Source organism: Erwinia psychrophila, assembly GCF_039023475.1.
In the GTDB taxonomy this organism is placed as follows: Bacteria; Pseudomonadota; Gammaproteobacteria; order Enterobacterales; family Enterobacteriaceae; genus Erwinia.
In genome coordinates, this window is the sequence record NZ_JBCHVB010000002.1 from 308,273 (window position 1) to 330,091 (window position 21,819).

Annotated in this window: 21 protein-coding genes; 10 read left to right on the forward strand and 11 right to left on the reverse strand. The window is 56.2% G+C overall.

The annotated features are described in order from the left end of the window. The 4 genes from ftsQ (at position 1) to lpxC (ending at position 4,338) form a co-directional block, all read left to right on the forward strand. Positions 1-840 (forward strand): cell division protein FtsQ, encoded by an 840-nt coding sequence (gene ftsQ, locus AAH446_RS07460; protein WP_342906084.1) that lies wholly within the window; start codon positions 1-3, stop codon positions 838-840. After that, entirely contained in the window at positions 837-2,093 is a 1,257-nt protein-coding gene (gene ftsA, locus AAH446_RS07465) for a cell division protein FtsA (RefSeq protein WP_024967068.1), read from the forward strand. The genes ftsQ and ftsA overlap by 4 nt, the downstream gene beginning before the upstream one ends. 71 nt (positions 2,094-2,164) lie before the next feature. After that, a complete protein-coding gene (gene ftsZ / locus AAH446_RS07470) occupies positions 2,165-3,319 on the forward strand; it encodes a cell division protein FtsZ (RefSeq protein WP_342906085.1) in 1,155 nt (384 codons plus the stop codon). Positions 3,320-3,420: 101 nt separating this feature from the next. After that, positions 3,421-4,338 carry a UDP-3-O-acyl-N-acetylglucosamine deacetylase gene (gene lpxC, locus AAH446_RS07475; protein ID WP_342906086.1) on the forward strand — a complete coding sequence of 306 codons (918 nt, stop codon included), beginning with the start codon at positions 3,421-3,423 and terminating at the stop codon, positions 4,336-4,338. Between the two features lie 7 nt (positions 4,339-4,345). Here lpxC and AAH446_RS07480 read toward each other — a convergent pair whose 3' ends face one another. Further along, on the reverse strand, positions 4,346-4,861 hold the full coding sequence (locus tag AAH446_RS07480) for a DUF721 domain-containing protein (RefSeq protein WP_342906087.1): 516 nt from the start codon (positions 4,859-4,861) through the stop codon (positions 4,346-4,348). Positions 4,862-4,882: 21 nt separating this feature from the next. Here AAH446_RS07480 and secM point away from each other — a divergent pair, with 21 nt between their 5' ends. The 3 genes from secM to mutT all read left to right on the forward strand — a co-directional run bounded on the left by secM (position 4,883) and on the right by mutT (position 8,737). After that, complete coding sequence (gene secM / locus AAH446_RS07485; protein ID WP_342906088.1) at positions 4,883-5,383, forward strand: secA translation cis-regulator SecM; 501 nt, start codon at positions 4,883-4,885, stop codon at positions 5,381-5,383. 76 nt (positions 5,384-5,459) lie between these two features. Then, positions 5,460-8,165 (forward strand): preprotein translocase subunit SecA, encoded by a 2,706-nt coding sequence (secA, locus tag AAH446_RS07490; protein ID WP_342906089.1) that lies wholly within the window; start codon positions 5,460-5,462, stop codon positions 8,163-8,165. Positions 8,166-8,341: 176 nt separating this feature from the next. Beyond that, positions 8,342-8,737, forward strand: coding sequence for an 8-oxo-dGTP diphosphatase MutT (mutT, locus tag AAH446_RS07495; protein WP_342906090.1), 396 nt, complete (start codon positions 8,342-8,344; stop codon positions 8,735-8,737). 85 nt (positions 8,738-8,822) lie between these two features. Here the strand turns inward: mutT and yacG are convergent, their stop codons facing one another. Genes yacG through coaE form a run of 3 tightly spaced genes read right to left on the reverse strand, consistent with a single transcriptional unit; the run spans position 8,823 to position 10,403 of the window. Further along, positions 8,823-9,032 carry a DNA gyrase inhibitor YacG gene (yacG, locus tag AAH446_RS07500; protein WP_342906091.1) on the reverse strand — a complete coding sequence of 70 codons (210 nt, stop codon included), beginning with the start codon at positions 9,030-9,032 and terminating at the stop codon, positions 8,823-8,825. 11 nt (positions 9,033-9,043) lie between these two features. Continuing rightward, entirely contained in the window at positions 9,044-9,787 is a 744-nt protein-coding gene (zapD, locus tag AAH446_RS07505; RefSeq protein WP_342906092.1) for a cell division protein ZapD, read from the reverse strand. A gap of 4 nt (positions 9,788-9,791) precedes the next feature. Further along, positions 9,792-10,403 carry a dephospho-CoA kinase gene (coaE, locus tag AAH446_RS07510; protein ID WP_342906093.1) on the reverse strand — a complete coding sequence of 204 codons (612 nt, stop codon included), beginning with the start codon at positions 10,401-10,403 and terminating at the stop codon, positions 9,792-9,794. A 241-nt stretch (positions 10,404-10,644) separates the two neighbouring features. On the opposite strand from coaE, the gene AAH446_RS07515 reads away from it, so the two are divergent. After that, on the forward strand, positions 10,645-11,685 hold the full coding sequence (locus AAH446_RS07515; protein ID WP_342906094.1) for a GMP reductase: 1,041 nt from the start codon (positions 10,645-10,647) through the stop codon (positions 11,683-11,685). A 117-nt stretch (positions 11,686-11,802) separates the two neighbouring features. Here the strand turns inward: AAH446_RS07515 and hofC are convergent, their stop codons facing one another. The 4 genes from hofC to nadC all read right to left on the reverse strand — a co-directional run bounded on the left by hofC (position 11,803) and on the right by nadC (position 15,955). Next, positions 11,803-13,005: a protein transport protein HofC gene (gene hofC, locus AAH446_RS07520; protein WP_342906095.1), complete on the reverse strand. Its 1,203-nt coding sequence runs from the start codon at positions 13,003-13,005 to the stop codon at positions 11,803-11,805. Next, positions 12,983-14,401: a type II secretion system protein GspE gene (gspE, locus tag AAH446_RS07525; protein ID WP_342906096.1), complete on the reverse strand. Its 1,419-nt coding sequence runs from the start codon at positions 14,399-14,401 to the stop codon at positions 12,983-12,985. The genes hofC and gspE overlap by 23 nt, the downstream gene beginning before the upstream one ends. Then, entirely contained in the window at positions 14,398-14,850 is a 453-nt protein-coding gene (ppdD, locus tag AAH446_RS07530; RefSeq protein ID WP_342906097.1) for a prepilin peptidase-dependent pilin, read from the reverse strand. Before ppdD ends, gspE begins: the two co-directional genes overlap by 4 nt. A gap of 214 nt (positions 14,851-15,064) precedes the next feature. Further along, a complete protein-coding gene (nadC, locus tag AAH446_RS07535) occupies positions 15,065-15,955 on the reverse strand; it encodes a carboxylating nicotinate-nucleotide diphosphorylase (RefSeq protein WP_342906098.1) in 891 nt (296 codons plus the stop codon). A 270-nt stretch (positions 15,956-16,225) separates the two neighbouring features. Between nadC and ampD the strand changes: the two genes are divergently transcribed. Together ampD and ampE are read left to right on the forward strand one after the other, a co-directional pair. Further along, positions 16,226-16,816, forward strand: coding sequence for a 1,6-anhydro-N-acetylmuramyl-L-alanine amidase AmpD (ampD, locus tag AAH446_RS07540; RefSeq protein WP_342906099.1), 591 nt, complete (start codon positions 16,226-16,228; stop codon positions 16,814-16,816). Beyond that, positions 16,803-17,657, forward strand: coding sequence for a beta-lactamase regulator AmpE (gene ampE, locus AAH446_RS07545; protein ID WP_342906100.1), 855 nt, complete (start codon positions 16,803-16,805; stop codon positions 17,655-17,657). Before ampD ends, ampE begins: the two co-directional genes overlap by 14 nt. A gap of 140 nt (positions 17,658-17,797) precedes the next feature. Here ampE and AAH446_RS07550 read toward each other — a convergent pair whose 3' ends face one another. The 3 genes from AAH446_RS07550 to aroP form a co-directional block, all read right to left on the reverse strand. Continuing rightward, positions 17,798-18,772, reverse strand: a complete 975-nt coding sequence (locus tag AAH446_RS07550; RefSeq protein ID WP_342906370.1) for a glycoside hydrolase family 43 protein — start codon at positions 18,770-18,772, stop codon at positions 17,798-17,800. Continuing rightward, complete coding sequence (locus AAH446_RS07555; RefSeq protein WP_342906101.1) at positions 18,772-20,181, reverse strand: MFS transporter; 1,410 nt, start codon at positions 20,179-20,181, stop codon at positions 18,772-18,774. The genes AAH446_RS07550 and AAH446_RS07555 overlap by 1 nt, the downstream gene beginning before the upstream one ends. A 241-nt stretch (positions 20,182-20,422) precedes the next feature. After that, the gene (gene aroP / locus AAH446_RS07560; RefSeq protein WP_342906102.1) at positions 20,423-21,778 is read right to left on the reverse strand and encodes an aromatic amino acid transporter AroP; all 1,356 of its coding nucleotides are present in this window, start codon (positions 21,776-21,778) and stop codon (positions 20,423-20,425) included. Positions 21,779-21,819: the final 41 nt, after the last annotated feature.

Below are 21,819 nucleotides of genomic sequence, written 5' to 3' on the forward strand. Positions count from 1 at the left end.
ATGTCTCAGGCTGCTCTGAATGTTCGTAACCGTGAAGCGCAGGAAAAAGCGCGCTCCGGGCGGAGTAACGGTACGCGGCTGGCAGGTATCCTCTTTTTGATGATGGTACTGGGTGTAATGCTGGCCGGCGGTTTTGTAGTGGTGAAGTGGATGAATGATGCTTCACGGCTGCCGCTGTCGAAGCTGGTGGTCACCGGCAAGACCCACTACACCACCAATGACGATATTCGTCAGGCAATACTTTCCCTGGGCGAGCCAGGCACCTTTATGTCCCAGGATGTGGATGTCATTCAGCAGCAGATCGAACGCCTGCCCTGGATTCAGCAGGTCAGCGTCCGTAAGCAGTGGCCGGATGAACTGAAGATACACCTGGTAGAGTATGTGCCGGTAGCGCGCTGGAACGATCTGCACATGGTGGATGCCGAAGGGAAATCCTTCAGCGTGCCGGCCAGCCACCTGGGTAAGGAAACGCTGCCGATGCTCTACGGCCCGGAAGGCAGCGAGAAAGAGGTACTGACCGGTTATCACCAGATGAACAGCGTGCTGGCGGCAGGTAAATTTAAGCTGAAGGCCGCCTCAATGACAGCGCGGCGGTCATGGCAGCTGGTTTTAGAAGATGATATCCGGCTGGAGCTGGGACGCAGCGAGGATATGAAGCGGCTGAAACGCTTCATACAGCTCTATCCCTCCCTGAGCCAGCAGGCGCAGACGGACAATAAGCGTATCAGCTATGTGGACCTGCGGTATGACTCTGGCGCGGCAGTAGGATGGGCACCGGCCCTTATTGAGAACACTGACAGTAATCAGCAACAGCATCAGGCACAGGTTGGACAACAATGATCAAGGCGACGGACAGAAAACTGGTAGTTGGACTCGAAATCGGCACCGCGAAGGTCGCCGCTTTGGTAGGTGAAATTCTGCCCGATGGCATGGTCAATATCATCGGCGTGGGCAGCTGTCCTTCCCGGGGTATGGATAAAGGCGGCGTTAACGATCTGGAATCCGTTGTGAAGTGCGTGCAGCGTGCGATCGACCAGGCCGAACTGATGGCGGACTGCCAGATTTCTTCGGTCTACCTTGCTTTATCGGGAAAACACATCAGTTGTCAGAACGAAATAGGGATGGTTCCTATTTCAGAAGAGGAAGTGACGCAGGAAGATGTGGAAAATGTGGTACATACCGCCAAATCGGTCCGTGTTCGTGACGAGCACCGAATCCTCCATGTTATTCCGCAAGAGTATGCGATCGACTATCAGGAAGGGATCAAGAACCCGGTCGGCTTGTCCGGCGTGCGCATGCAGGCAAAGGTACATCTGATTACCTGCCACAACGATATGGCGAAAAACATCGTTAAAGCGGTTGAACGTTGCGGCCTGAAAGTGGACCAACTTATTTTCGCCGGTCTGGCCTCAAGCTTTGCGGTACTGACCGAAGATGAGCGTGAACTGGGCGTCTGTGTGGTCGACGTTGGCGGCGGCACCATGGATATCGCGGTCTACACCGGCGGCGCGCTGCGCCATACCAAGGTTATCCCTTACGCGGGTAACGTGGTCACCAGCGATATCGCTTATGCTTTTGGCACCCCGCCGACCGATGCGGAAGCGATTAAAGTTCGCCACGGTTGTGCGCTGGGTTCTATCGTTGGAAAAGATGAGAACGTCGAGGTGCCCAGCGTGGGTGGACGTCCGCCGCGGAGTTTGCAGCGGCAGACGCTGGCAGAGGTGATCGAGCCTCGTTACACCGAGCTGCTGAATCTGGTCAATGACGAGATCCTTCAGCTTCAGGAGCAGCTGCGCCAGCAGGGCGTGAAGCATCACCTGGCGGCCGGCATCGTTCTGACCGGCGGCGCGGCCCAAATCGAAGGGCTGGCGGCATGTGCCCAACGGGTGTTCCATACGCAGGTGCGTATCGGACAGCCCCTGAATATTACCGGATTAACGGATTACGCGCAGGAGCCTTACTACTCAACGGCGGTAGGCTTACTGCACTACGGAAAAGAGTCTCACCTCAGCGGTGAGGCGGACGTCGAAAAAAGAGCCTCGGTGGGCAACTGGTTCAAACGAATCAACAGCTGGCTGAGAAAAGAGTTTTAATTTAGAGAAAAGGAGATCATGCTAGACTTTTTTATGATCTCCAGGCGACAGGCACATAACGGAGAGAAATTATGTTTGAACCTATGGAATTAACCAATGACGCGGTGATTAAAGTCATCGGCGTCGGCGGCGGCGGCGGTAACGCCGTAGAGCATATGGTGCGTGAACGTATCGAAGGCGTTGAATTCTTCGCCGTTAATACCGATGCACAGGCGCTGCGTAAGACAGCAGTCGGTCAGACTATCCAGATCGGTAACGGTATCACCAAAGGTCTGGGCGCCGGCGCTAATCCGGAAGTCGGCCGTAACTCGGCGGAAGAAGATCGTGAAGCCCTGCGTCAGGCGCTGGAAGGTGCGGATATGGTCTTTATCGCGGCGGGCATGGGTGGCGGTACCGGTACCGGCGCAGCGCCAGTCGTGGCTGAAGTCGCCAAAGATTTAGGGATTCTGACGGTTGCTGTGGTGACCAAGCCTTTCAATTTTGAAGGCAAAAAGCGCATGGCATTTGCCGAGCAGGGTATCGCTGAGCTTTCCAAGCATGTCGATTCTCTGATCACCATTCCGAACGACAAGCTGCTGAAAGTGCTGGGTCGCGGTATCTCCCTGCTGGACGCCTTTGGCGCAGCTAACGACGTGCTGAAAGGCGCGGTGCAGGGTATTGCTGAACTGATTACCCGTCCAGGCCTGATGAACGTCGACTTTGCTGACGTGCGCACCGTAATGTCCGAAATGGGCTACGCGATGATGGGTTCTGGCGTGGCATGTGGCGAAGACCGTGCGGAAGAGGCGGCCGAAATGGCGATTTCCAGCCCGCTGCTGGAAGATATCGATCTCTCCGGCGCGCGCGGCGTGCTGGTTAACATCACGGCTGGCTTTGACCTGCGTCTGGACGAGTTCGAAACCGTCGGTAACACCATTCGTGCATTTGCTTCCGACAATGCGACCGTCGTTATCGGTACATCGCTGGATCCGGAAATGAACGACGAACTGCGCGTCACCGTGGTTGCGACCGGCATCGGTATGGATAAACGTCCTGAAATCACGCTGGTTACGAATAAGCAGCAGACGCAGCCAGTGATGGATCATCGCTATCAGCAGCACGGCATGGCCCCGCTGCCTCAGGAGCAGAAACCTGCGGCGAAAGTGGTCAACGATCAGGGCGCGCAAACCAACAAAGAGCCTGACTATCTGGATATTCCGGCCTTCCTGCGTAAGCAGGCGGATTAAGAATTTCCTGAGAATTGGGATTCTCCGCTCTTTGTGCTAAAATCTTCGCCCGCTGGTAAGTTATACTGGCGGTCGGATGAGTAATTTTGCGAGATAATGCGATGATCAAACAACGGACACTAAAACGTATCGTTCAGGCGACTGGCGTCGGTTTGCATACCGGCAAAAAGGTCACCCTGACGTTACGCCCTGCGCCGGCCAATACCGGGGTCATCTATCGCCGCACTGACTTGAATCCACCGGTTGACTTCCCGGCTGATGCCAAATCCGTGCGTGATACCATGCTCTGCACTTGCCTGGTTAACGAGCATGACGTGCGTATTTCAACGGTCGAACACCTGAATGCCGCACTGGCTGGCCTTGGTATTGATAATATTGTGGTGGAAGTGAACGCGCCTGAAATTCCGATTATGGATGGCAGCGCCGCCCCCTTTATCTATCTGCTGATGGATGCCGGAATTGAAGAGCTGAGCACAGCGAAAAAATTTGTGCGCATCAAACAGCCTGTCCGGGTTGAAGATGGCGACAAATGGGCTGAGTTCCGGCCGCATAATGGTTTTACGCTCGATTTCACCATCGACTTTAACCATCCGGCGATCGATGCCAGTTCACAGCGCTACAGCATGGACTTTTCTGCGGAAGCTTTCACCCGTCAGATCAGCCGTGCCCGTACCTTCGGCTTTATGCGCGACATTGAAGCGCTGCAGTCCCGTGGCCTCTGCCTGGGCGGCAGCTTTGACTGCGCGATCGTGGTCGATGACTATCGCGTGCTGAACGAAGATGGTCTGCGCTTTGAAGATGAGTTTGTGCGTCACAAAATGCTGGACGCTATCGGCGACCTGTTTATGTGCGGGCACAACATTATCGGCGCGTTTACCGCCTATAAGTCAGGTCATGCGCTGAACAACAAGCTGCTTCAGGCGGTACTGGCCAAGCAGGAAGCCTGGGAATGGGCAACCTTCGAAGATGAAGCTGAACTGCCGGTGACCTTCAGGGCGCCAAATCTGGTTCTGGCGTAAGCCGGACCTACTTATTACGACTGGTTGAGCTGGTACTCTCTCCGGCCAGTGAGGCCAGTCGTTCTATAATTCTCTTCAGCTTTTCCGGGCTACGGCTCGCCACGCTCCGTAAGATTTCCGCACTCTGCTCGCTGAGCTGACGCCCTCCGGTTTTTTCTTCCTCTGCTGACCGATTGCTGTTTTCCTGAACGCTTTCCGACCCTTTTGCTGCCAGCGACGGATTTATCCTGATGTCGATTGCCGTCAATGATGGTAATATTTGCGCTCGTAAAGCTGAAAGCAGGCTGGACTGTTCGTAGCGTAAGCGCATCAGCCAGCTGGCATTAGCCGTTTCGAGCACCAGAATGCCCTGGCGAAAGTTTGCCACGCGGCACCAGGGATGAAGCTGGGCGGGGAGAACCCCCTGAACAGCACGATTCAGCTTATTCAGGGCAGCGGCCCGCTGCTGAATGGACTGCAACATGCCCTGGCCTTCAGTGGCTTCGAACAGATTTTCAATTGATTGCGGGCGACTATCTCGCATGACGGGCTCCGGCGGAAAACAGTGGGTATTCTAAATCGTTGGCGACAATTTGGCAGACGTTATTTCTGGCCGCATCTCCTGTTGGGGATGGTCGCGGCGAGCCTCGGCCTGCCTCAGGCGTCAGCCTGCGATCGTACAACTTTATCAGAATCCCCGGCCAGAAGTCTCAATATCAGCAGCGGCGTGCACGGCGATCGCCTTGCGCTGCTCCAGGAGAGCCTCCGCCGTTCAAGTTTTAACGTCGATTACTGGCATCAGCATGCCATCCGTACCGTCATCCGCCACCTCTCCTTCACGCTGGCTCCGGTTAATCTTCCCGCCGCCGAGCAGGCGATGCCGCTTGCCGTGCAGAAGCTGGCGCTGCTCAATACGCTCAATGCGTTATTAACTCATGAAGCCCGCCCGCCGGTAATTGTCCGCCAGACGGCAGCACCGCAGCGGGTGACCGATCGCCGCTACCAGACCGGCCTCTGGCTGGCGCAGGTGCAGGGCATTCGTGCCGGGCCTGTCTCTCACGCATAACGTCTGTAGTTAACCCCTTACATTACACGCTGAGTGTTTCACCGCAGAGCGCGGTGGCAGAGAGAATTTATTTATTATGTTAACCAAATTATTAACCAAAGTTTTTGGCAGCAGTAACGACCGTACCCTGCGCCGTATGCGCAAAGTTGTCGATCAGATTAACAAAATGGAGCCGGATTTCGAAAAGCTCTCCGATGATGAGCTGAAGGCAAAAACCGGCGAGTTCCGCGCGCGCCTGGCGAAAGGTGAAGTGCTGGAAAATCTCATTCCGGAAGCTTTTGCGACCGTGCGTGAGGCCAGCAAGCGCGTTTTCAACATGCGCCACTTTGATGTCCAGTTGCTGGGCGGCATGGTGCTGAACGATCGCTGCATTGCGGAAATGCGCACCGGTGAAGGTAAAACCCTGACCGCAACACTGCCAGCCTACCTGAACGCGCTGAGCGGGAAAGGGGTGCATGTGGTTACGGTCAACGACTACCTGGCGCAGCGTGATGCGGAAAATAACCGGGCACTGTTTGAATTCCTGGGGCTGAGCATCGGCATCAACCTGCCTAACATGCCCGCACCGGCCAAGCGTGAAGCTTACGCGGCCGATATCACCTACGGCACCAATAATGAATACGGGTTTGATTACCTGCGCGACAACATGGCCTTCAGCCCTGAAGATCGCGTACAGCGTAAGCTGAACTATGCGCTGGTGGATGAAGTTGACTCCATCCTGATCGATGAGGCGCGTACGCCGCTGATCATCTCCGGCCCGGCAGAAGACAGCTCAGAACTCTACATCCGTGTGAATAAACTTATTCCTCACCTGATCCGTCAGGAAAAAGAAGATTCAGACACCTTCCAGGGTGAAGGTCACTTCTCGGTGGATGAGAAATCCCGTCAGGTACACCTGACCGAGCGGGGTCTGGTAGCGATTGAAGAACTGATGGTCAGCGAAGGCATTATGGAAGAGGGCGAGTCACTTTACTCGCCGGGTAACATCATGATGATGCACCATGTGACCGCCGCGCTGCGCGCGCACGTTCTCTTTACGCGTGACGTTGACTACATTGTGAAAGATGGTGAAGTGATCATCGTTGATGAACACACCGGACGTACCATGCAGGGCCGCCGCTGGTCCGATGGCCTGCATCAGGCGGTGGAAGCGAAAGAAGGTGTGGAAATTCAGAACGAGAACCAGACGCTCGCCTCTATCACCTTCCAGAACTACTTCCGTCTCTATGAAAAACTGGCCGGGATGACCGGTACTGCCGACACCGAAGCATTCGAGTTCAGCTCCATCTATAAGCTGGAAACCATCGTGGTGCCAACCAACCGTCCGATGGTGCGTAAAGATCTGCCCGATCTGGTCTACATGACCGAAAAAGAAAAAATTGATGCCATCATTGAGGATATCCGTGAGCGTACCGCTAACGGCCAGCCGGTTCTGGTGGGTACGATTTCCATTGAGAAATCCGAAGTCGTTTCTGACGAACTGACCAAAGCGGGCATTCAGCATGCGGTACTGAACGCCAAGTTCCACGCCCGCGAGGCGGATATCGTGGCGCAGGCGGGTCAGCCAGGCGCCGTAACCATCGCCACCAACATGGCCGGTCGTGGTACGGATATTGTGCTCGGCGGTAGCTGGCAGGCTGAAATTGCCGGGATGGAGGATCCAACGCCAGAGCAGATTGAAAAAATTAAAGCCGACTGGAAGATCCGCCATGATGCGGTGCTGGCTTCCGGCGGCCTGCATATTATCGGTACGGAGCGCCACGAGTCCCGTCGTATTGATAATCAGCTGCGTGGCCGCTCAGGCCGTCAGGGTGACAACGGTTCATCCCGCTTCTACCTCTCAATGGAAGATGCGCTGATGCGTATTTTTGCCTCAGATCGCGTTTCTAATATGATGCGTAAGCTGGGCATGAAGCCGGGCGAGGCGATTGAACACCCCTGGGTGACCAAAGCTATCGCCAACGCACAGCGTAAAGTTGAGAGCCGCAACTTCGATATTCGTAAGCAGCTGCTCGAATATGATGACGTGGCTAACGATCAGCGTCGCGCTATTTACAGCCAGCGTAATGAGCTACTGGATGTGTCTGACGTGAGCGAAACGATTGCCAGCATCCGCGAGGACGTATTTAAAACGACCATCGATACCTATATTCCACCTCAGTCGCTGGAAGAGATGTGGGATGTTGCCGGTCTGGAAGAGCGTCTGAAAAACGATTTTGACCTGGAATTGCCGATTGCACAGTGGCTGGATAAAGAGCCGGAGCTGCATGAGGAAACGCTGCGAGAACGTATTCTCACTGAGTCAAAAGAGCAGTATCAGCGCAAAGAAGAAGTGGTTGGCGTGGAAATGATGCGCAACTTCGAAAAAGGCGTCATGCTGCAAACCCTCGACTCGCTGTGGAAAGAGCATCTGGCGGCAATGGACTACCTGCGTCAGGGGATCCACCTGCGTGGCTACGCGCAAAAAGATCCTAAGCAGGAGTACAAGCGTGAATCCTTTGCCATGTTCGCGGCCATGCTGGAATCTCTGAAGTATGAAGTGATCAGCACCCTGAGCAAAGTTCATGTTCGTATGCCGGAAGAAGTAGAAGAGATGGAAGAGCAGCGCCGTGAAGAGGCCGATCGCCTGGCGCAGCAGCAGCAGTTAAGCCATGTCGACACCGAGACCGAAGCGGCGATGGCGCTGGCTGAACAGAGCGGCGAACGTAAAGTGGGTCGTAACGATCCCTGCCCGTGCGGCTCAGGCAAAAAATATAAACAGTGTCATGGACGCCTGGCTTAATCGTCAGTCATGATACACGGAGGCCGACGGGAGTCGGCCTTTTTTATGCCCAGCGATCGTGCAAACTGCGAATCCTGCAAACGCGCTTCAGGGCCGTGCTTAATGCCCGCCGCTGCGCCGTAAGTGTAAAGTGGGAGCGCGCCGGGTGAGATATTTTTATTCAAAGTGAGCTGAGAATGAAGCATTTACAAGTAGCCGTTGGCATCATCCGCAACAACCGACAGCAGATTTTCCTGGCCCAGCGGCCCGCCACGTCTCATATGGCAAACATGTGGGAATTTCCGGGCGGCAAAATTGAGCCAGGCGAAACGCCAGCTGAAGCGCTTAAGCGTGAACTGCGGGAAGAAACGGGGATTGAAGTCACCGACGCGACGCCTTATGAGGTCGTCGATCATACCTACAGCGATCTGCGGGTTACGCTCCACTTCTTTATTATCGACGGCTGGAACGGTGAACCCTGGGGCCGGGAAGGGCAGCCTTCCCGCTGGGTCAGCCAGCATGAACTGGTGCCCGACGAATTCCCGCCCGCCAACGCAGAGATCGTCAGGCAGCTGAAGGCGGAGAAAAACTGACGCTGTCCCCGCTGAGGGGCTGTTGCCCCTGAACCTGCTCCGTCAGGCCTCGATCCGCCGAACGTACCGCGGCGGATCGCTTTTCTCAGTCCCGATCCGGCGGGTTCATCTCGCTCCAGTCTTCATTCTCGGCGTAATCGCCGTCGCTGGGGATGCGCTTTTCTTCCGCCGCCCATTCGCCAAGGTCAATCAGCTGGCAGCGTTTAGAACAAAATGGACGCCACGGGCTCAGTTCATCCCAGATGACCTCTTTACCGCAGGTCGGACAGTTAACTCTCGTTACATCATTATTCATCAGTAAAAACCTTAACAGCAGGCAAGTTCAAAATCGAGACGGGCCGGGACATCTCCCTGCTCGCTGTCCAGCGGCAGGAAACGAATGGCGAAGCGGCTTTTATGGCCGGACACCTGCGGATAAAGCGCGTCCTCAAGATCCAGCCGCAGCCGCAGGAGTTCGGCTCCTTCCGCATTATCCTGGAAGAATCCATTCAGGCTGGTCTGATTACGGAAAATGCCTGACTGGCGGATAAGATCCAGGATTAGCGTCAGCGCCTCGCGAATTGGCGAAAGCGTCGCCATCCAGTCGGCAACCTGTGCATCGCGTACGTGCTGTTCGAGATGCAACCAGATGTGCAATGTAGGGAGATCGAAGCTACAGCAGCCGCCGGGAATGCTCAGGCGCTGGCGAACCAGCCCAATCAGACGCTCTTCACGCAGCTGCTGGCCCATGCGCGGCGCGGCCATCAGAACGACAGATCGGGTTTTCAGGCTGTCGCTTAATGTATTGACCCGCTCCATATCCACACCGGGCACTTCCGCCCAGGAACGCAGCTTTTGCTGTTGTTTTTCCAGCTCTTTGACAACTTCCGTCCGCAGTTCACCACGCTCAAAAACATCCAAAAGCTCGGCCGCATTACGAAAAAAAGCCAGCGCGCCGTGGTGATCGCTGATGTGCTGACTCTTCTCTAGCTGGTTAATCAGGAACTCAATACGTAGCCAGGTACGCATTTTTTCATTCAGGGGATATTCAAATAAAACGGTTGTGCTCATACGGTTAATCCTGGTGTTCTTCCATGGCCAGCTGCCGGTAGCGCTGGTCAAGAAGGGCAACTCGGGCGGCCACTGCATCGGGTGGCCCGCCGTTATCAATAATGTCATCTGCCACCGCCAGGCGCATTTCGCGCGTCGCCTGGGCAGCAAGAATATGTTCCGCCTGTTCGCGGGTGATGCCATCCCTTGCCATGGTGCGCGACAGCTGCGTGTCGCGATCTACGTCCACAACCAGCACCCGGTTGGCCAGATGCTGTAAATTATTTTCTACCAGAAGCGGCACGACCCACAGGCACCAGGGCGATCGGGTCATCGCCAGCTGGCGTTGGGTTTCAGCCTGGATAAGGGGATGCAGTAACGCATTCAGCCAGCTTTTCTCTTCCGGCGCGCTAAAAATACGCTGGCGCAGCGTGGCGCGATTGAGCGTGCCGTCTGGCAGGATAACCTCTTCACCAAATTTATGCCGGATCGCGTGCAGGGCAGGCTGACCAGGTTCAACGACCTGTCTGGCAATTACGTCGGCATCGACAAGATCGATCCCCCTCGCGGCAAATGCGTTGGCGATGGTGGTCTTACCGCTGCCAATGCCGCCGGTCAGCGCAACAGTATAGCGCATCAGTTTCATCTCCCCGGCTCATGAGTGGATACAGCTCGTGACGTGCCGGGATTAAACAGCGGCTACAGAAAAATTGAGGCCCGGATCACATGATGAGTTTTTGGTTATATTTAGGGGATTGTAGCGTAAATAATCTTGAATTCGCAGTCTTGTCGCGCCGTTTTTAGTGCGTATGATAGCTTCACTGGAGCTGGCAGCAGCACCCAATCATTCGATTGCGCCACCAACCAGGAAATTCGTCATGCGTATTGAAGAAGATATCAAGTTAGGCTTTAAAGATGTTCTGATCCGGCCAAAGCGTTCCACGCTCAAAAGTCGCTCTCAGGTCGACCTGAATCGTCAATTCACCTTTAAGCACTCAGGCATTGCCTGGTCAGGTGTACCGGTTATCGCCGCTAACATGGATACCGTGGGTACCTTCAGTATGGCTGAAGCGCTGGCCTCCTTTGACGTATTAACCGCCGTGCATAAACACTACAGCGTGGAGCAGTGGCAGGCTTTTACCTCACGGGTCCCCGAGAATGTGCTTCGCCATGTTATGGTTTCCACCGGCACCTCTGAGACAGATTTTGCCAAGCTCAAACAGATCGTTGCGCTCTCCTCTGCGCTGAAATTCATCTGTATTGATGTGGCCAACGGCTACTCTGAACACTTTGTTGAGTTCCTCAAGCGCGCCCGTGAGGCGTTTCCGGACAAGACGATTTGCGCGGGTAACGTCGTCACCGGTGAAATGGTGGAGGAGCTGATCCTTTCCGGTGCAGACATCGTTAAAGTAGGCATCGGCCCAGGTTCGGTTTGTACCACGCGTGTTAAAACCGGCGTGGGCTATCCGCAGCTTTCCGCCGTTATCGAATGCGCCGATGCGGCGCACGGGCTGGGCGGGCAAATTGTCAGTGATGGCGGCTGCTCTGTCCCTGGCGACGTTGCGAAAGCGTTCGGCGGCGGAGCCGATTTTGTCATGCTTGGCGGGATGCTGGCGGCGCACGATGAGTGTGAAGGCAAGATTGTGGAAGAGAACGGCGAACAGTTTATGCTGTTCTACGGTATGAGCTCTGAGTCGGCGATGAACCGGCACGTGGGCGGCGTCGCTGAGTACCGTGCGGCGGAAGGCAAAACGGTGAAGTTGCCCGTTCGCGGTCCGGTAGAGCTTACCGCACGCGATATTCTCGGTGGGCTGCGTTCAGCCTGTACCTACGTGGGCGCCGAGCGTCTGAAGGAACTGACCAAGCGAACCACCTTTATTCGCGTGGCCGAGCAGGAAAACCGGGTATTTAACCGGTAATTGCACCGCCGGTTCATCGCCCATCGCCCTGTTGCGGTGGGCAGTTTGCCGGAGTCTGGGCTTAAGCACCTTCTCCTCCGCTCCGCTGCTTTACCCATTATCTGTTACCCATGAAAACTACCCTCCCAGTGCGTCCCCCAGATTGAAAACAGGCAGATACATTGCCACCACCAGCGCGCCCACAATAAGGCCCGTAACGACCATCATCAGCGGCTCCAGCGCGGCGGCCAGAGTATCGGCCCGCTCATGGGTGCTCTCCTCATGCAGGCGAGCCAGCCTTGCCAGCATGCTGTCCAGCATGCCTGCCTCTTCACCAACCTTAATCAGCTGGCCGCAGATCGGCGTAAAAAGCGGGTGCTGTTTCAACGCCTGATGTAGCGGATTGCCGGCGGAGATATGCAGCTGAAGCTGTCCAATGCATTCGCGCCAGATCCGCTGAGAGAGCATTTGCTCCACGGCCTGCAGGCTTTGCAGCAGCGTCAGGCCAGCCTGCTGCGTCAGCGAAAGCGTGGTGAAGATCGCGCTGAGCTGAGCACCTTTATACAATTTTCCCGCCAGAGGGAGAGTAAGCAGACCCCGCTGCATGCTGCGCTGCCAGGCCATCGGTAGCCGGTTCATACCCTTCCAGCCGATGGGGAACAGTGCCATCAGCGGCAGCAGTACAAGCCCGTAGCGCTGAAGCCACTCTGAGAGCGCGATAACCTGCGAGGTAAATGCGGGTAGCGGGGCGTCGAACGACTGATAAACCGCAGCGAACTCTGGCAGGATCCAGACCAGCATGCCGTAACTGACGATAAGCGCCAGCGCCAGAATAAACAGCGGATAGCGCAGCGCCTTCATCATCTTTTTCTGTAGCTGCTGCTGCCTTTCCTGCTGGCTGGCAAGCTGAAGACAGCACTCATCAAGCCTTCCCGTCAGCTCGCCCACCTTCATCAGCGCCGCGTAGAGGGGAGGAAATACCTCAGGCCACTGCGCCAGCGCCTCAGAAAAAGGCACGCCTTCTGATACGCGCTGCTGAATTTCCACCAGCAGCGCCTGCCAGCCCGCATCGGCATGATCTTCCGCAAGAAGACCCAGGCTGGCAGAGAGGGTTAAGCCTGCTTTCAACAGCGTGGAGAGCTGCCGGAAGCAGGCCGTTTTATTCCCGCCTTGCCAGGCACGGGTCCGACAGCGCTTCCCCCGTGAAAGCCTCAGTGGGATATGACCCGCCGCAACCAGCCGTTCTATGACCTGCTCCTGGCTCTGGCAAAAAAAAGTACCCTGATGAAAGCCGCCGGTATTGTCCAGCGCCTGCCAGCTAAACAGTCGCAGCGCAGCCATCTTCTTCGCTCACGATGCGGTAGAGTTCTTCAAGCGTGGTATCACCCCGGTTGACGCAGTGAAGCCCTTCGGTAAAAAGGGAATTCATCCCCTGCTGCCGGGCAATGTCCGCCAGCACCTCCGGCTGCTCACCGGCAGCGATAGCAATTTGCAGACGGGGCGTCACCGGCATCAGCTCAAAAATCGCCAGGCGGCCATAAAAACCTGAAAAGCAGCGTTCACACCCTGCGGCGCGCCAGTTACGAACGGTCCCTGGCCAGACGGATGCCGGGAAATCGGCTACAGCGGTCGCGGGCTGGCGGCAGTGAGGACAGAGGCGACGTACCAGCCGCTGGGCGATGACCAGCTTCAGCGCAGAGGCGAGCAGGTAGCCGGGAATACCGATTTGCCCCATGCGGATAAGCGTCTCCGTGGTGGAATTGGTATGCAGCGTTGAGAGGACCAGATGTCCAGTCTGCGCCGCTTTTACCGCCGTTTCTGCGGTTTCCCCGTCGCGGATTTCACCGAGCATGATGACATCGGGATCCTGACGAAGCAGCGCCCGGAGTACCCGGTTAAAATCGAGGCCTGCTTTCGGGTTGACCTGGGTCTGATTAACGCCGGGCAGGGGGATTTCTACCGGGTCTTCCACGCTGCACAGGTTACGTTGAGGATGATTGAGCCAGCTTAAGCCGCTGTAGAGCGTAAATGTTTTACCGCTGCCCGTCGGGCCGGTGACCAGAATCAGACCCTGCGGTCGGGAGAGCGCGTGACGATAGCGCCGCAGCACGGCGGGGGGCATGCCAAGATCCTCCAGCGTCACGCTCTGAGTATGACTTTGTAACAGGCGGATAACGGCCTTTTCGCCGAAGCGCGTGGGTAGCGTGGAGAGGCGAAACGACGCCGTTTGGCCGTTCAGCTCAAGCGTGAATTGCCCATCCTGAGGTATACGTCGCTCCGAGATATCGAGACCGGCAAGAATCTTCAGGCGTGCCACCAGCGAGCCGCCAGCATCGCTGTGGTCTGTCGGCAGGGTTTGCAATACGCCATCGACACGCAGGCGTATCCTTAGCGAAGCGTGCTGCGGCTCAAGATGGATATCCGAAGCGCGTCGCTGAACAGCCAGAGCGAGCAGGTGATCTATGCGTTCGGGCGCCGCTTTTTGTTGAGGTGTCGCTGACTCCGCGTCAGGCGCGGCTGCGCTATCCTGGTTTTGCCGGAACTGTTCCAGCCGGGCCTGAGGCCATGACTCCACCTCAATGGCGCTCTGGCAGGCAAAGCGCAGCGCCTCCATCATCGCCGTCGTCGGCGTCCCGGCAACGGCGATTTTCAGGCGTTGTGGCGTCAGTTCCAGTATTACCGCCTGATGGTGCAGACAGAGTTCCTCTACGGCTCGCCGGGCTGAGTGGATACTCATTCAGCACCTCCGGTGGCCGCGTCATCAAAGCGGAAAATCGTTTCGCAGGCTTCCGTCAGCGCTACGGCTTTACTGGTGCAGCTTCGCTGCCAGCGGATGCCGCCTTCCGTTTCTTCCCATTCGGGTTTCATGCTCACACTCAGACCGCTGAGGCTCTCCTGGCCGTTCAGGGTTATTGTCCCTGCCTGTACGGAAACGGCCGAAACGTAGCGGGAACCTTTGCCCACGGGAACGCCGTTGCTGCCGGCCGTGCAGTTTCCTGTCCCGCCGCTTTCCAGCGCACAAAGTTCAACGGCGGTTTTATAAGGCATGGCGACCTGTAACATATCGGTCAGGGCGGCTTTTTGCAGGTAATTCTGATAAGCGGGGAGTCCAATAGCGCTGAGAATGGCGACGATCGCGATCACAATCATCAGTTCAATCAGGGTAAATCCTTGCTGCTTTTCCATAGCAATGCTCCTTTTGTTGTTCCGTGCGGCAGGTTAGCCTTCGCGAAAGAAGCGAGCCAGCGCAGGGAGAAGCATTCCGGAGAGGGGATGGAGATGAACTGACAGTGTTGCACCGTTACGCTATGCAGATGCGGGAAGCGCCGCAAAAAGAGGAAAAAAACGCCACGCAAAAGACGTGGCGTGGGAGGGCTGAAGCGGCGTTAACCAGACCGGACTAACGGAAGCGCATGGAAAGGTCGAGCGCCCGTACGTGCTTGGTTAGCGCGCCGACGGAGATATAATCAACGCCGGTTTCCGCAAAGGTTCTGATTGTCTCATCAGTGACGTTACCGGAGACTTCCAGCAGCGCTTTCCCCTTTGTCACCTCTACTGCCTGGCGCATTTGCTCAACGCTGAAGTTATCCAGCATGATGATATCCGCGCCGGCATCAATGGCCTGGCTCAGTTCGTCGAGCGACTCGACCTCGACCTCGACCGGAACGTCCGGATGCAGCCATAGCGCTTTTTTAACCGCCTCCTGCACCGAACCGGCGGCAATAATATGGTTCTCTTTGATTAAAAACGCGTCGGAGAGGCCAAGGCGATGGTTAGCCCCGCCGCCGCACAGAACGGCGTATTTAAGCGCGGTCCGCAGCCCTGGCAGCGTTTTGCGCGTATCCAGCAGCTGCGTTCGCGTCCCTTCGAGAAGCGCGACATAGCGGCTGACTTCGGTCGCCACACCGGAGAGCGTCTGAACGAAGTTAAGCGCGGTGCGTTCGCCAGTCAGAATCACGGCTGAAGGGCCTTTCACCTCAAATAGCGGCTGATCCGGACTAACCGGATCGCCATCTTCGACGTGCCAGTCGATCTGGGTTTTGTTGCCAAGCTGAATGAAGACCTCTTCAACCCAGCGTTTACCACAAAAGATGCCCTTCTCACGGGTAATCACGACGGCATGAGAAGTTGCATCAGGAGGCAGCAGGCTGGCCGTAATATCCTGGCAGGGATCGATTTCCCCACCCAGATCTTCCCGCAAAGCCTGGGCAACGCCGGGGGGGATATCTTCCTTTATGCGATCCAGTAACGTGTTACGGCGGCTGTCCGGATCGTAGCGGCGGGTGGACATTTTTTCACTCCGGGTATCGGATAAGAGAGTCCGGCAATGCTAGCCTTTTTACCCCCTTCTTACCAGATGCCTGCAGCATATGTCCCGGCCTGAACCGGGTTTTTGACGCAGGCAATACCGACTAAAAGCGCGTCTGTTCAGGCTATCAGGGCGCTTTGCTGGCAGCGTGAAAAGAGGCTGTTTTTGCAGCATTATCTGCCAGCAGAAGTTTGGTTTTCCTGAAATGATTCATGTTACTCTGATGAAATCGTTATGAAAGGAGAGCAAAACATGCAGCTGCAAGCGGGCTGGATTGCGGGCGTCAGGCAGGTCCCTTCGCCACATTGTAATGAGCGGCCTGAAAGCGACACGCCCACGCTGTTGGTTATCCACAATATCAGCCTTCCGCCGGGGGAGTTTGGCGGCCCGTGGATCGACGCCCTCTTTACCGGAACGTTGGATCCTGACGCGCATCCCTTCTTTGCTGAGATTGCCTCACTTAACGTCTCCGCTCACTGTCTGATCCGCAGAGATGGTGAGATCGTTCAGTACGTTCCCTTTCATCTGCGCGCCTGGCATGCGGGCGTCTCCTGTTATCAGGGGCGTGAAGCCTGCAATGATTTCTCCATTGGCATTGAACTTGAGGGAACGGATACGCTGCCCTATACCGAAGATCAGTATCAATCCCTGACCGAACTCAGCCAGCTGCTGATTAAGCATTATCCCGCTATGGCTGCGAACATCACCGGCCACAGCGACATTGCGCCGGTACGGAAAACCGATCCCGGTCCGGCGTTTGACTGGGTAAGATTTCGCGCTGCGCTGGCCGCTGGCGCGTTTAACCGCACTGCAGATGGGAGTCGTAAAGATGACGCTTTTTAGTTTATTGCTGGTGCTGGGCTGGGAACGCCTGTTTAAAATGGGGGAGAGCTGGCAGCTCGATCACCATCTGGCACCGTTTTTCCGCCACCAGCGCCGTTTTTCACTGACGCGCACGCTGCTGATGCTGGTGGTGGCGATGGCCGTCATCACGCTCTGTCTGCTGGCGCTGGAAGGGCTCTTTTTTGGCCTGCTGAAACTGCTGTTCTGGATCGCCGTCGGGCTGCTCTGCATCGGGGCCGGGTCGGTACGTCTTCACTATCACGCTTATCTGAAGGCGGCCAGCCACAATGATACGGACGCGCACAACGCCATGGCGGAAGAGCTGACGATGATCCACGGTATCCCGGTTGACTGCAACGAACGGGAATATCTTGCTGCGCTGCAAAATGCCCTGCTGTGGATTAACTATCGCTTTTATCTGGCGCCGCTGTTCTGGTTTGTGGTGGGCGGCGCCTGGGGACCGGTGTTGCTGGTAGGCTATGCCTTTCTGCGCGGCTGGCAATCCTGGCTGGCACGTCACCACTCGCCGCTGGAACGCGCCCAGTCGGGGATTGATGCCATTCTGCACTGTATTGACTGGATTCCGGTGCGTCTGGTGGGCGTCGCCTATGCGCTGCTGGGCCATGGGGAACGCGCATTGCCGGCCTGGTTCGCCACGCTGGGCGACCGGCACAGCGCACAGTACCAGGTCCTGACGAACCTGGCGCAATACTCCCTGGCGCGTGAGCCGCATACCGATAAGGTTGAAACGCCGCGGGTTGCGGTGGCGCTCGCCAAAAAGGTGTCGTTTGTGATGGTGATCGTGGTGGCGCTGTTAACGATTTATGGTGCCCTGGTCTAGTCTGCGGCCTGAAACAAAACCGGCCATCATTCGCTGATGGCCGGTTCCGGTTACTGACTGATACAGACGGTTCTACACGTTAATTGCGTGGCAACAGCCGCTCGCCAGGACCGTTTCACCATCTGTATTTATCCCTGAGCTTAATCTTCAACACCCGGAGTTTTTACTGTATCCGCCGCAGGTGTGCCAAACTGCGGCATGCCATTTTCATCCCAGCTGAAGGTTTTTATGCGCGTATGCCTGTTTGGGTCATACAGCGGATCGCCTTCAATTTCCGTATAGTTCCGCGCGTGATAGACCAGCACATCCTCTCCGGTTTCCGTTACCGTAAAACTGTTGTGGCCGGGACCATACTGACGATTTTCCCAGCTGGTGGTAAAGACCGGTTCAGGAGACTTCTGCCAGTTACTGGCTACCAGCGGATCGGCTTCGGCATCGATCCAGAGCAGTCCCATACAGTAGTTCTCATCCGTCGCGCTGGCTGAGTAACTGACAAAAAGCCGTTCACCGTGCCGAATCGCGGCCGGGCCTTCATTCACGCTGAAGCCCACGCACTCCCACTCATATTCGGGACGGCTGAGCATGACCGGCTTACCTTTAATTGACCAGGGCGTTTCCAGCTCGGCCAGATAAAGGTTAGAGTTGCCGGGAATAGCCGGATCTTTCTGCGCCCACAAATACCAGTTTTTACCCTGATGGACAAAATGCGTGGCGTCGAGCGAAAAGCTGTCGATGGGCACGTTCATCTGACCACATTCCTGCCACTCGCCAGCAAGCGGATCCTCTGCCGAGCAGGAGAGAACAAACATACGGTGCTGAAACAGGCCGTCCTTGATCTCCCGCGTCGGTGCGGCGGCAAAGTAGATCACCCAGATGCCACCAATGCGATGCAGCTCGGGTGCCCAAATCAGCTCGCTCATTGGACCGGTATCCGGCTTACGCCAGACCACGACCGGTTCTGCTGCCGCCAGGCCGGTGAGCGAGCTGGCGCGACGAATCTCAAGCCGGTCATATTCGGGTACGGAAGCCACAAAGTAGTAGGCATTACCCTCGCGTAAAATGAACGGGTCGGCGCGCTGTTCTATCAACGGGTTAGGCCATGTCTCTTTGCTCATCATGCTGCTCCTTCGGGGTTGGCGGTGGCTTTGCCGTCGCGATAATCATTCAGTTCATGGTAATTGCGGCGACGCTGTTCCAGGTCAGACTGGATGCGCTGCATCATTTTACGGTCGACTTTCATCAACCTTACCACGCCAGCGGTGATCAGATAGCCCACGCCGGGGATAACGGTAAAGAGCAGAATGATGCCATGCATGGCGGCAGGAGACTGCGACGCGGCACCCGCCTGATAGCCGTAGAAGGAGAGCAGGAAGCCAACCATCGCTCCGGCCACCGCCAGACCGACCTTCAGGAAAAACAGGTTGCCCGAAAAGCTGATACCGGTAATACGCTTGCCGGTTTTCCATTCGCCGTAGTCATCCACGTCCGCCATCAGGGACCAGTGCAGCGGAGATGGGATCTGATGCAGGATGTTCAGGAAGAAGTACATGACTACAACCAGCACGGTCGCCTGAGGATTAAGGAAATAGAAGCCGCAGGAGAAGATAGCCAGCGCGATATTGGTCCAGAAAAACACTTTGAGTTTGCACCAGCGGTCCGTCATCACTTTAGCCAGCGTGCTGCCGATCATCATGCCAATAACGCCAAGGCTGATAAACAGGGTGGCGAAGTGCGTGGACTGTCCCATTACCCAGGTAACGTAGTACATGGTGGCCGCCATGCGGATAAAGCCCGGGCAGACGTTGCAGAAGGTCAGCAGCAGAATGCGTACCCACTGATCGTTTTTCCATACGTCTTTAAGATCGGCCTTCATCGCGTCGTGGGTCGGGACGGCGGGCTTGATACGCTCCCGCACGGTGGAAAAACAGAACAGGAACATGCAGAGGCCAATAAACGCCAGTACGCTCATCGCCATCTGGTAACCGCGCGCTTTGTCTTCACCGCCAAACCAGTCAGCCAGCGGCAGAAGTGAGAGCGACAGGATCAGCGTTGCCACGCCAACCATCACAAAACGGTAGGACTGGCAGGAGACGCGCTCACCCGGATCGTTGGTGATAACGCCGCCCAGAGAGCAGTAAGGGATGTTGATCGCCGTATAGGTCAGCGACATCAGGAAATAGGTAACGAAAGCGTAGATGACCTTATTTTCATAAGTCCAGTCCGGCGTAGTGAACATCAGCACGCTGAACAGCACATACGGCAGCGAAACCCAGAGCAGCCACGGACGAAAACGGCCCCAACGGCTCTGGGTCCGGTCAGCGATAGCGCCCATAATCGGATCGGTGACGGCATCAAGTACCCTTACTGACAGCATCAGGATGCCGACAAGGGCTGGCGACAGGCCAAAGACGTCAGTGTAGAAATAACTCAGGAACAGCATGATGGCGCCGCCAATCATGTTGCAGCCGGCATCACCCATGCCGTAGCCAATTTTCTCTTTAACCGAAAGTGCCGTGCCCTTCATGGATAATTCTCCCACCCTGTAATGAAGGCAACAGTATTAATGTCTTAGGGCGGATTTGCGCTAGCTGAATGCGTCACAGAGATGGACAAAACGGCTGCCGAAGCGAAAATGTGAGAAGGTTAACATTTAGCGTCAGCTGAAATGGCGTGTAAATAAACAGTTAAGAAAAAGTGCAGGTTCGGTGAGGTGCAGGCAAGGGCGATGAACCGCGAATAAAGGGGGCGTCAGCCCCCTTAGATCGTTACGCTTTTTGCAGACGCGTTTTAAACGCGTAGCCGACGGCCAGAATAGCGACCCAGACCGGGATCAGCCAGACGGAGATCGCCATGCCCGGCGTCATCGCCATAATGACCAGAATACCGGCCATAAACAGCAGGCAGATCCAGTTACCCAGCGGATAGAAGAGCGCCTTAAAGCGGGTTTCAACGCCCTGCTGATCTTTTTTGCGGCGGAACTTCAGGTGCGCCATGCTGATCATCGCCCAGTTAATCACGAGGGCAGAAACCACCAGCGCCATCAGCAGGCCGAAAGCTTCGCCCGGCATCAGATAGTTGATCAGCACACAGAGTGCGGTCGCCGCCGCCGAGACGGCAATAGCGACCACAGGCACGCCGCGTCCATCTAATTTCAACAGCGCTTTGGGACCGTTACCCTGCTGTGCCAGGCCGAACAGCATCCGGCTGTTACAGTAAACGCAGCTGTTATAAACGGAGAGGGCCGCCGTCAGGATCACTACGTTCAGCGCGTTGGCGACCAGCGTGTCGCCCAGGTCATGGAAGATCATTACAAACGGACTGGCACCACCGATGACTTTGGTCCAGGGGTAGAGCGACAGCAGCACGGTCAGCGAGCCAATATAGAAAATCAGAATACGGTAGAGCACCTGATTGGTGGCTTTCGGGATGCTCTTCTCCGGGTCATCCGCTTCCGCCGCCGTAATACCGACCAGCTCAAGTCCGCCGAAAGAGAACATAATGACCGCCATCGCCATTACCATGCCGCTTATGCCGTTCGGGAAAAAGCCGCCTTTGTCCCAGAGGTTGGTGACGGAGGCTTCCGGACCAGCGTGGTCGCCCACCAGCAGCCAGATACCGAAAACGATCATGCCAACCACGGCCACCACTTTAACGATCGCGAACCAGAACTCCATCTCGCCGTAAACTTTCACATTGGTGAGGTTTATAGCGTTAATCAGCACAAAGAACCCCGCCGCGGAGATCCAGGTCGGGATCTCCGGCCACCAGTACTGGATATATTTACCGACGGCGGTCAGTTCGGCCATGGCCACCAGCACATATAAAATCCAGTAGTTCCAGCCGGACGCGAAGCCGGCAAAGTTGCCCCAGTATTTATAGGCGAAGTGGCTGAAGGAGCCCGCGACCGGCTCTTCAACCACCATCTCGCCAAGCTGGCGCATGATCATAAAGGCGATAAAGCCGCCGATGGCGTAACCCAGCAGTACGGAAGGCCCTGCCATTCTGATCGTGTCAGCGATCCCCAGAAACAGGCCAGTGCCCACGGCACCGCCCAACGCGATAAGCTGAATATGGCGGTTTTTCAGGCCGCGCTTCAGCGTTTCGCCTTGCTGTTGTTCCATATAAACCTCGTGGTGTCATTATTATTCTTAACCCGGCCGGC